The organism is Camelimonas fluminis (genome assembly GCF_014656355.1).
In the GTDB taxonomy this organism is placed as follows: Bacteria; Pseudomonadota; Alphaproteobacteria; order Rhizobiales; family Beijerinckiaceae; genus Camelimonas; species Camelimonas fluminis.
This window is the reverse complement of record NZ_BNCG01000010.1, coordinates 148,606-158,672: the sequence shown is the minus strand read 5'-3', so window position 1 is coordinate 158,672 and position 10,067 is coordinate 148,606. Positions and strand designations below refer to the sequence as shown.

Sequence of the window (10,067 nt, the reverse complement as noted above, 5' to 3'; positions counted from 1 at the left end):
CTTTATCTGGAGCCCGGCAGCAACGCTGCCGGGCTTTTTTTGTCCTGAAGAGGGCGGCGCACAGCGCCAATGGGCCTGGCGGTTGATCGCGAAGTTGATCGCGAAGATGCTGATGCATCCTTGAGTTGCAGGCGCGTCACGCGTTCCAGGTCCCTTCGGGCAGCCTGTCCGGTGGCGGCGTATGACTGCGACCGACGCTCAGACTGTCGGTCGCGTCGTCTCAAAGGCCGGCACGGCGCTGGCGAAGGCGTCGAGCCAACTCACCAGCCGGGGGTGAGACGCCCGCCACAAACCGTCGAAACGCAGATCCAGGTAGCCGAGCGCGCAAGCGAGGGCGATCTGCCCCACATCGGGCCGGCCGTGGCAGGAGGCGCCGGGTTGCGGCGGCGGCGCTGCCTCAAACGCCGTCAGGCCAGCGGACGTTTTGGCCGCCTGGGCGTCGACCCAAGCCTGATGGCGACGCTCCTCCGGCCGGTAGCGCGCCTCGTACACCTGAAGCACGGCCGCCTCGATCACGCCGATGGCCAGCGCCTGCACCCGCATCGCCTCATAACGTTCGGAGCCCGCGGGGATGATCAGGCCGCCGCCGGCGACGTGATCGAGATAGTCGATAATCACCCGCGAGTCGTAGAGGGCGCGGCCGTCATCAAGCACCAGCACCGGGATCTTGCCGAGCGGGTTCTGCCGCGCCAGCTCCGGGTCCGGCGGCATGACGGCGGCGGGTTGCGCGCCGACGCGGTCGGCCAGGCCGAGCACGTCGATAGCGATGAGCGCCATTCTGACAAAGGGTGAAAATGGCGATGTGCGCAGCAGCATGGCGACCGGTCCTGAACTGACGACGATTCGGCAAAAGGTTCAGGATGAACGTACGCCGGCGCGCGTTGTTGTGCGATGGGACATTGGTCCCAGCCGGAGCGCCCGCAGGAGAAATGGAATCCGCTTTTCGAAATAAAAATGCATCTGGAGCGGTTTTCGCTCAATCTGGATCGCAAACTGCACCAGTTTTCTTTGTTTTGAGCGAATTCTGATCAGAAAGCGCTCAAAACAAAGAGATTGAGCATTTTCGTTGGGCCGGATTTCGCCAGAGGCGTTCCCGCAGAAGGGTATGACCACGGAGGAAAAATCCCGGCCACAGGGGCAAGGTTCAGTCGGTTTCGCCCGCGATCCACGTGCAACTCGCGCCGCCCCGCCCGTCCGGCGCGAGACGCCCGGCCAGCGCCGGCAGCAGGATCCGGGCTTCCTCATGCAGCAGCCATGGTGGGTTGGCGATGATCAGGCCGCTGCCATTCAGCCGGTCGGGTGGCCCATGCCTGTCAATATACAACTCAAGCCGCAACAGCTTGCGCAGTCCGCTCGCGCGGAGGCGGGCGGCCGCCTCGTCAACCGTTGCGCGATCCTTGACCGGATACCATAGCGCCATGATTCCCGTGGACCATTTGCGCAGTGCGCGCGTCAGCTGGTCCACGGCGAAAAGCAACTCCCCCGGCTTCTCGTAAGGCGGGTCAACCAGCACCAGACCGCGCCGTTCCTTCGGCGGAATATTGGCGTTGAGGGCGGTCCAGCCGTCGAGATGAAGCGCGCGGACGCCCGGAACAGGCTGTAATGCTTCCTTCAACAGCTCATGGTCGGCCGGATGCAACTCGATCGCCAGAGCCCGGTCGCCAGGGCGCAGCATTTCGCCAACGATCAGCGGCGATCCGGGCAGGGCGTCCGGCCCATGCCGGCGCCGGGTCTGCGCAAGCGCCGCGCGCCATGGCGCCAGCAGCGCTTCGACCTCATCACTGAAAGGGGCCGCCATCAGCCCGACGCCGCGCAACCATTCTCCGGTGCGCGTCGCTTCGTCCGCGGCGAGATCGTAGAGGCCGATGCCGCCGTGGGTGTCCAGCACGAAGAACGGCGCATCCTTGTGGGCAAGATGCGTCAGGATGCGCGTCAGCAGGGTGTGCTTCATGACGTCGGCGAAATTGCCGGCGTGAAAGGCATGGCGGTAGTTCACGAAGCGTTCCGTAAATGCTGGCTGGCGTCAGATGGGCGTAAGTCCGGCCAGACCGGCTCTGAAACCTGCCCTGGCTTCCGGCGGCCGGGCGCGAATGTCAAATTCACATTCGCCCGGACGCCTGGCGCAATTGGAGCATTTTCGCAAAGAAAATGCGTGAAATCAAAATGACAGAACATTCGGGGTGAGCCGGGTTTCACCGCCAATGTCCCAGAGCATTCCCGATCTGCCCGGACCGGGATTGCTCCAGTTTCCCCTAGTTGAGCGAATTCTGATCGACCAGACAGTTCCATCTGGTCGGAAAGCGCTCTAGCGCGGCGGCGGAACCTCAAAGCCGGCGCGGCAACGGGGCGGCCCCATGTCGCCACAGGGCGCAAAACTCCGCAGGTCCTTGCTGAAGCAGATGTAGATTTCCTGCAACGCGCCGCGCGAGCAGGAAACATCGATCATGTCGACGCGCAGTCGCGGATTGGCGGCGACAAAGGCCCGCTTCAGCTCCATCGCGTTCGCCCGGAACGGTCCGCTGGCCTGGCGATAATCGTTGGGAATGGTCACCGCGTCGCGGGCCCGGCGCACATCGCGGAAATAATCCACCGCGGTGCTGCCGGAGCACGTGCCGTGCACCCGCCATTCATGCCGCGCCAGCCCTTCATCGGGGAAAACCCCATCGGCGGCGCGCAGCGCCATGCGCGACGGAAATCGTGGCGATGGCGCGCATTCAGATGGGTAGCCATTGCTGGCGTATTGCGGCCATAGCCCATGCACAACGAAGCCGAGCCTCTGCCCCACGTCGCACTGGCTGCGCTGCTTGCGCAGGCCTTCGCGAATGCAGAAGGACGGCGACCATGACAGGGCCAGAACGTAGTGATCGAAATTGCCAGGCGCAGCGCCACGATCGGCGCGCGGCCCTCCGCCCCATTGCGCGCCGGCCGGAGCACTGGCGGCCAGCATCGCGACGAAGCCAGACAGCGCCGCAACAAATCGCGCCGGGCGGGGCCGGCGCGTCAGGGCCAGAGCGGCGACGGATCGCGGGGTGATCAAGATGCTGGAGCCTGCTGGTTCAGGGGCGGGCCGAGCGGCAGCCCGGCGGATAGGCCCAGCCGCGATCAAGGCCGACGACGCAATAGTTCACGCCATAGGGCTCATAGCCAACGTTGAAAATGCCCGGTCCAGGCGTTCCCAGCGCTTCGGCCACTGAATAATACACGGTGCGGTGATAGCCGTCCGACATCCAGGCGCGGGCGCTGCAGAAGCGGCGCGGGATATAGTCGAGCCCGGCCGGCCGGTCGGCCAGGGTGGTGATGCGGTCGTAGCCGGTGATGGTGAGGCTGGAGTTCCAGTAATTCGCTTCCGTGCGGGCGAATTTGTCGGAAACCTTGTACAGCACCATGTTGTCGGTGCAGCCGGGCAGCACCGCGGTCCATGGCCGGGTGCGCGTCTCGGCCGGAACCTGATCGCGCGCTGCGGCGGGGCCGGCGAAGGCGGCGGCCGCGACGGCGGAGGCGCACATAAGAAACAGGGGCGAAAGCCGCTTGAACATGGTCGTTACCCGTCGCAATCAGTCATCATTACCGCCCCGGACCCTGGCTGGCGGGGCGACCGGCGACATTGCTCCCCAAGACAGCGCGCGCGAGGCTCGCGCTCATGGGAAAAGACAGGCCTGTCCGGGCTGCGAGGTTCCGGTCGCGCCTGTCGGTGAATCGGTTATGCCATGACCCGAAGGCCATGACCATGCCCCGCGCGCCGGGAAGCGCGCCGCCCTCCGCTATTCAGGTCGCCCTGCGCCATTCAGGAGAACAGCAATGTCCGCCACGTTTCCCCCCGCGACGCAGCCCTCCGCCAGCGCCCATGCGGCGGATCTGGCGCATGGCTCCAGGGGCGCGGGCCGGTGGGATTTCTGGATCGATCGCGGCGGCACCTTCACCGATGTCATCGCCCGCGACCCGGCGGGGCGCCTGCACGCCCGCAAGGTGCTGTCGCAAAGCCCGGCATGGCGCGATTCGGCGGTGCAGGGCATTCGCGAGCATCTGGGGCTGGCCCCCGGCGCGGCGGTTCCCCCGGGGTTGATCGGCGATGTGCGTATGGGAACCACTGTCGCCACCAATGCGCTGCTGGAGCGCAAGGGCGAGCCGACGGCGCTGCTGACCACGCGCGGCTTTCGCGACGCCCTGCGCATTGGCTACCAGGCGCGACGCGAGATTTTCGCCCGCCAGATCGTCAAGCCGGAGGCGCTGTATGGCGTAGTGGCGGAAGTCAACGAGCGTGTGCTGGCTGACGGAACCATTGAGCAGCCACTGAAGGAAGCCGAGGTGCGTCGCGTCCTGCAGGAACTGCGCGACGCCGGCTGGCGGGCGCTGGCCATCGTCTTCATGCACGGCTGGCGCTGGCAGGCCCATGAGCAACTGGCGGCGCGGCTGGCGCGCGAGATGGGGTTCGACCAGGTCACCGCATCGCACGAAGCCTCGCCGATGATCAAGTTTGTCGGGCGCGGCGACACCACGGTGGTTGACGCTTATCTCTCGCCAGTGCTGAACCGCTATGTCGCCCAGGTGGCGGAGGAACTGGGCGTCAGCGGCCTGAATAACGCTTCAGCCGATGGCGTGCGGCTGATGTTCATGACCTCGTCCGGCGGCCTCACCGCCGCCAGCCTGTTCCAGGGGCGCGACGCCATCCTGTCCGGCCCGGCTGGCGGGGTCGTCGGCATGGCGCGCACCGGCCGCGCCGCCGGTTTCGACCAGGTCATCGGCTTCGACATGGGCGGCACCTCCACGGACGTGGCGCATTTCGACGGAGCCTCAGCCGGGGAGGCGGGCGTCGCCGATTTCGAGCGCGCCTTTGAAACCGAGGTGGCCGGCGTGCGCATGCGCGCGCCAATGATGACGATCCACACCGTGGCGGCGGGCGGCGGCTCGCTGCTGAGCTTCGATGGCGCGCGGTTCCGCGTCGGGCCGGAGTCAGCCGGGGCCGATCCTGGCCCCATGTGCTACCGCAACGGCGGCCCGCTGGCGGTGACCGACGCCAATGTCATGCTCGGCAAGCTCGATCCGGAGCTGTTTCCGGCGATCTTCGGCCCGGATCGCGATCAGCCGCTGGACGTGGCGGCGGTGCGCGCCGCTTTCACCCGGCTGGCCGGCGACGTTGGCGACAGCCGTACGCCCGAGGAGGCAGCCGATGGCTTCATCGCCATCGCGGTCGCCAATATGGCCGAGGCGATCAAGCGTATTTCCGTGCAGCGCGGCCATGACATCACCGGCTACGCCCTCAACTGTTTCGGCGGCGCCGGCGGCCAGCACGCCTGCCTGGTGGCTGATGCGCTGGGCATGGAGCGGGTGCTGGTCCACCCGTTTTCCGGCCTGCTGTCGGCCTACGGCATGGGCCTCGCCGATATCGCCGCCTCCCGCAATGCTGGCCTCGACGTCGCCCTGGACCACGCGGCCCCCGGCGTCATCATCGACCTTGCCGACAGGCTCGCGGCCGAATGCCGGGCTGAACTGGCGGGCCAGGGCGTCCGCGATGATCTGCGAACCGCCATCCGCGTCCATGTCCGCTACGCCGGCTCCGATTCGGCCCTGCACATCCCGTTCAGCGCCGGCGATGACGCCGCGACCCTGACGTCCCGTTTCAACGCCGCCCACCGCCAGCGCTATGGCTTCATCGAGCCGTCGCGCGCCCTGGCGGTCGAGGCTGTGGAGGTGGAGTGCGCCGGCGGCGGCGCGGCGGCGCATGCGCCGGGGACAGACGGGAAGGCGCCTGCCCACGCCGCGCCCGTGCTGCGAGGCGCGCGCTTTTTCAGCCAGGGCGCCTGGCGCGACGCCGCGGTGGTCCGGCGCGACGCCATGCGCCCGGGCGCTTTCGCCGACGGCCCAGCCGTGATCGTCGAGGCGAACCAGACGGTGATCGTCGAGGACGGCTGGCGGGCCGCCATGAAGGCAAATGGCGATCTGGTGCTGGCGCGCGTGCGACCGTTGCCTGGCCGCAGCCTGCCGGGGTCGGATGTTGATCCGGTGATGCTGGAGATCTTCAACAATCTTTACATGTCGATCGCCGAACAGATGGGCGTCACCCTGCAGAACACCGCCAGTTCGGTGAACATCAAGGAGCGGCTGGATTTTTCCTGCGCCGTGTTCGACGCCGCCGGCAATCTGGTGGCCAACGCCCCGCACATGCCGGTGCATCTGGGCTCCATGGACGCCTCCGTCGCCACCGTCATCGCCGGCAACGCCCGCATCCGCCCCGGCGACGTGTTTTGCCTCAACGCCCCTTATAACGGCGGCACGCATCTGCCCGACATCACCGTCTGCACGCCGGTGTTCGACGACGGCCAGCAGACCATCCTGTTCTGGGTCGCCTCGCGCGGCCACCACGCCGACATCGGCGGCATCGCGCCAGGCTCCATGTCGCCGCGCGCCGTCACCATTGAGGAGGAAGGCGTCTACATCGACAATTTCCTGCTCGTCGACCAGGGCGAGTTGCGCGAGAGAGAGTTGCGGGAGCTGCTCGCCGGCGCCCGCTGGCCGGTGCGCAACCTCGACCAGAACGTCAACGACCTGAAGGCGCAGATCGCCGCCAACGAGAAGGGCGTGGCGGAGCTGCGCAAGATGCTGGCCCATTTCGGCCTGGCGGCTGTGCAGGCTTATATGGGCCACGTCCAGGATAACGCCGCCGCCAGCGTGCGGCGGGTGCTGGCGCGACTGCCGGAGAGTGAATTCGCGGTGGAGATGGATCAGGGCTGCGTCATTCGCGTCCGCATCCGCGTCGACGCCGACCGCCAGGGAGCGGAGGTGGATTTCACCGGCTCCTCGCCGCAACAGCCAGACAATTTCAATGCGCCGGAGCCGGTGACCCGCGCCGCCGTGCTCTATGCCTTCCGGGTGATGGCGGCGGACGACATTCCCATGAACGCCGGCTGCCTGCGTCCACTGCGCATCATTGTGCCGCCTGGCTCCATGCTGGCCCCGCGCTGGCCAGCAGCGGTGGTCGCCGGCAATGTCGAAGTCAGCCAGGCGGTGACAGATTGCCTGTTCGGCGCGCTGGGCGTGCTGGCCGCGGCCCAGGGCACCATGAACAACCTCACCTTCGGCAACGGGCGCTACCAGTACTACGAAACCATCTGCTCGGGCGCGCCGGCCGGCGTTCATGGCCAGGCCTATGACCCGCAAACCGCGACGGCCGCTGATGGCTTCGATGGCGCTGACGCCGTGCACACGCACATGACCAATTCGCGTCTCACCGATCCGGAGGTGCTGGAAAGCCGCTTCCCGGTGGTGCTGGAGGATTTCCACATCCGCCACGGCTCGGGCGGGAGGGGCCGCTGGAACGCCGGCGACGGCGTCAGCCGCACCATCCGTTTCCGCGAGGACATGGAATGCGCCGTGCTGTCCGGCCACCGCCGGTTGCCGCCGCACGGCCTGGCTGGCGGTCTGCCCGGCGAACCCGGCCGCAACCTCGTGCGTCGTCTCGATGGTCAGGTTGAGGACCTGCCCGGCTGCGCCGCGGTGACGCTGGCGGCCGGGGAGGCGGTGACCATCGTCACCCCCACCGGCGGCGGCTTCGGCGATCCGGCGCTGCGCGACAGGTGATTGTCGTCGCCGAAACAAAATGGCCGGCGAAGCGCCGGCCATCTCATCTCTCAATGCGTCATCCGGTGTGCGTCATCCGCCTTACTTGCGGATCAGCGTGCCGGCGCCGTGGTCGGTCAGCAGTTCCAGCAGGCAGGCGTGCGGCTGCTTGCCGTCGAGGATGACGACGCCCTCCACGCCCTGCTCCAGGGCGTAGATGCAGGTTTCCACCTTCGGGATCATGCCGCCGGTGATGGTGCCGTCGGCGATCAGGGCCCGGCACTGGTCCACCGTCAGCTCCGGCATCAGCTTCTTGTCCTTGTCGAGCACGCCCGGCACGTCGGTCAGCAGCAGCAGGCGTTTGGCGCGCATGGCGCCGGCGATGGCGCCGGCGAAGGTGTCGGCGTTGACGTTATAGGTGGCGCCGTCGGCGCCATTAGCCACCGGGGCCAGCACCGGCGTCAGCTCCGCCGCCAGCACCGCGTCGAGCACGGCGCGGTTGACGCGCTCCGGCTCGCCGACGAAGCCGAGGTCCACGTGCTTCTCGATGTTGGAATCGGTGGCCGTGGTGCGCCCGACCTTGCGGGCGATCACCATGTTGGCGTCCTTGCCGCACAGGCCAATGGCCTTGCCGCCTTCGGCCGAGATGGTGCCGACGATCTGTTTGTTGATCGAGCCGGCCAGCACCATCTCCACCACCTCGACGGTGGCCTTGTCGGTGATGCGCAGGCCGTTGGCGAACTCGGACTTGATGCCGAGCTTGTCGAGCATGCGGCCGATCTGCGGTCCGCCGCCGTGCACGACGATCGGCTTCACGCCGGCCTGCTCCAGCAGCACCACGTCCTGGGCGAAGTCCTGGGCGGCTTCCGGGTCGCCCATGGCGTGTCCGCCATACTTGATGACGATGATTTCCTGGTCGTAGCGCTGCATGTGCGGCAGCGCCTGAACCAGAATTTCAGCCTGGGTAAATACGTCGGGAAGTTCAGTCATATGCGCCTGCCGTCAGCCGGATACAAAACACAGCGAATGTCGCGCTGTTTTCAGCACGTTCTGGCGCACGCGGTCAACGCACGCCGTCATGTCAGCGCTTACCGGCGGTGTGCGTCAGGCTGATGGCGGGGCCGGCTTGCGGGCCGGGATCAGGCCCGCGACGCCGAGCAACGCCCAGCCCAGCATCAGCAGCGTGCCGCCGGTGGGAGCCGCCATGCTGAACAGCGACGCATTTTTCAGCGCCCGCATCGCCAGCTGGCCGCTGAACATCGCAACGCCAATGAAAACCAGCATCAGCGCCAGCAGGGCGATGTGACGATGCACCGCGCCGCTGCGCACGATCGCCGGCGCGGCGGCCAGCAAGGGCGCGTGGAACAGCAGGAACTGCGCGGCGGTCTTGAGGTTGTCGTCGCCGTTGACGTGGGCGGCGGCCGCCGCCGCCATCACGCCGGCAAGGCCGCAAAGGGCGCCGAGAAACAACAGAAAACGCTCAGGCATCGCGGGCTCCTGGTTGTCGTTGCCAAAGCGTTCGCCCGTGATGCGGCTCTGTCGTCGCATCAGGAAAACGCCGCCGGTCAGAGGTTGGAGCAAAATACCGGTTCGCTAACAATGGAATTTCGCTCAGGAAAGGGTCAGGTCGGCGGAACCGGGTCGAAACCACGCTCACGCATGAGTTGCACCACGGCGGCGCGCACCTCCTCCACGCCCGCGCCGGAGCGGCTGGAGGTGGCCAGAACCTGGGGGAAGGCGGCGGGGCGCCGGAGCAAGCTCTGGCGGATGGCGGCGATGCGCGCCTCCAGTTCCGATTTTTTCAGGGCGTCGGCCTTGGTCAGGATGACCTGGTACGACACGGCGGCGCGGTCCAGGCCATCAAGCACGTTGGTGTCGATCTGCTTCACGCCGTGGCGCGAATCGATCAGCACGTAAACGCGGGCGAGGCTGGCGCGGCCACGCAGATAGTCCTGGATCAGCCGCGTCCACGCCGCGACCTTCTCCTTGCCCACGGCGGCGAAGCCGTAGCCGGGCATGTCGACGAGCGAGAACTGGCCCCATTCCGGGCCGATGCGAAAGAAATTCAGCTGCTGGGTGCGCCCCGGCGTGTTGGAGGTGCGGGCCAGGGTGTTGCGGCCGGTGAGGGCGTTCACCAGGCTGGATTTGCCCACATTGGAGCGCCCGGCAAAAGCGATTTCCATGTCCTGCATCGGCGGCAGGCCGTCGATCTTCGCCGTGGCCCAGTAGAACTCAGCCGGTCCGGCGAACAGCCGCCGGCCGATCTCAAGGGTTTCGGCGTCAAAGGCTTCGTCCGCTCCGGGCGCCGCCGCGGGAGTTGTGTCAGGCGTGGCCGGCTTTTCGTCGCTCATGCTGGTTCTCCCGTTGCCGGGGTCCTTATAGAGCGTTTTCCGGCAAAGTGGATACATCTTTGCCTGGAGAAAACGCGTCAAACCAAAGAGATAGGGCGCCGCGCCGGTTCAGTGGCGACCTTCGCGCCCGGGTCGCCGCCGTCCGGCCGGACGATGGCGAGA

At 67.1% G+C, this 10,067-nt stretch carries 8 protein-coding genes; 1 reads left to right on the top strand and 7 read right to left on the bottom strand.

What is annotated here, in order from left to right:
- Positions 1-198: 198 nt before the first annotated feature.
- The 4 genes from IE243_RS12875 to IE243_RS12860 form a co-directional block, all read right to left on the bottom strand.
- Positions 199-816, bottom strand: coding sequence for a glutathione S-transferase family protein (locus IE243_RS12875; RefSeq protein ID WP_191319785.1), 618 nt, complete (start codon positions 814-816; stop codon positions 199-201).
- Between the two features lie 328 nt (positions 817-1,144).
- Positions 1,145-1,996 carry a 23S rRNA (adenine(2030)-N(6))-methyltransferase RlmJ gene (locus IE243_RS12870; RefSeq protein WP_191319784.1) on the bottom strand — a complete coding sequence of 284 codons (852 nt, stop codon included), beginning with the start codon at positions 1,994-1,996 and terminating at the stop codon, positions 1,145-1,147.
- A 309-nt stretch (positions 1,997-2,305) separates the two neighbouring features.
- The gene (locus IE243_RS12865; RefSeq protein ID WP_191319804.1) at positions 2,306-2,947 is read right to left on the bottom strand and encodes a ribonuclease T2 family protein; all 642 of its coding nucleotides are present in this window, start codon (positions 2,945-2,947) and stop codon (positions 2,306-2,308) included.
- 109 nt (positions 2,948-3,056) lie between these two features.
- Positions 3,057-3,536, bottom strand: coding sequence for a hypothetical protein (locus IE243_RS12860; RefSeq protein WP_244643136.1), 480 nt, complete (start codon positions 3,534-3,536; stop codon positions 3,057-3,059).
- A gap of 262 nt (positions 3,537-3,798) precedes the next feature.
- Between IE243_RS12860 and IE243_RS12855 the strand changes: the two genes are divergently transcribed.
- A complete protein-coding gene (locus tag IE243_RS12855) occupies positions 3,799-7,575 on the top strand; it encodes a hydantoinase B/oxoprolinase family protein (RefSeq protein ID WP_191319783.1) in 3,777 nt (1,258 codons plus the stop codon).
- Between the two features lie 81 nt (positions 7,576-7,656).
- Here the strand turns inward: IE243_RS12855 and argB are convergent, their stop codons facing one another.
- The 3 genes from argB to yihA form a co-directional block, all read right to left on the bottom strand.
- Positions 7,657-8,544, bottom strand: a complete 888-nt coding sequence (gene argB / locus IE243_RS12850) for an acetylglutamate kinase (protein WP_191319782.1) — start codon at positions 8,542-8,544, stop codon at positions 7,657-7,659.
- Positions 8,545-8,658: 114 nt separating this feature from the next.
- Positions 8,659-9,042, bottom strand: a complete 384-nt coding sequence (locus tag IE243_RS12845; protein ID WP_191319781.1) for a DUF423 domain-containing protein — start codon at positions 9,040-9,042, stop codon at positions 8,659-8,661.
- 134 nt (positions 9,043-9,176) lie between these two features.
- Positions 9,177-9,905, bottom strand: coding sequence for a ribosome biogenesis GTP-binding protein YihA/YsxC (gene yihA / locus IE243_RS12840; RefSeq protein ID WP_191319780.1), 729 nt, complete (start codon positions 9,903-9,905; stop codon positions 9,177-9,179).
- Positions 9,906-10,067: the final 162 nt, after the last annotated feature.

Excerpts from the sequence above, each read along its gene's own strand:
- IE243_RS12860 (WP_244643136.1), bottom strand. The coding sequence starts at position 3,536 with ATGTTCAAGCGGCTTTCGCCCCTGTTTCTTATGTGCGCCTCCGCCGTC.
- IE243_RS12875 (WP_191319785.1), bottom strand. The coding sequence starts at position 816 with ATGCTGCTGCGCACATCGCCATTTTCACCCTTTGTCAGAATGGCGCTC.
- argB (WP_191319782.1), bottom strand. The coding sequence starts at position 8,544 with ATGACTGAACTTCCCGACGTATTTACCCAGGCTGAAATTCTGGTTCAG.
- yihA (WP_191319780.1), bottom strand. The coding sequence starts at position 9,905 with ATGAGCGACGAAAAGCCGGCCACGCCTGACACAACTCCCGCGGCGGCG.
- IE243_RS12865 (WP_191319804.1), bottom strand. The coding sequence starts at position 2,947 with ATGCTGGCCGCCAGTGCTCCGGCCGGCGCGCAATGGGGCGGAGGGCCG.
- IE243_RS12855 (WP_191319783.1), top strand. The coding sequence starts at position 3,799 with ATGTCCGCCACGTTTCCCCCCGCGACGCAGCCCTCCGCCAGCGCCCAT.
- IE243_RS12845 (WP_191319781.1), bottom strand. The coding sequence starts at position 9,042 with ATGCCTGAGCGTTTTCTGTTGTTTCTCGGCGCCCTTTGCGGCCTTGCC.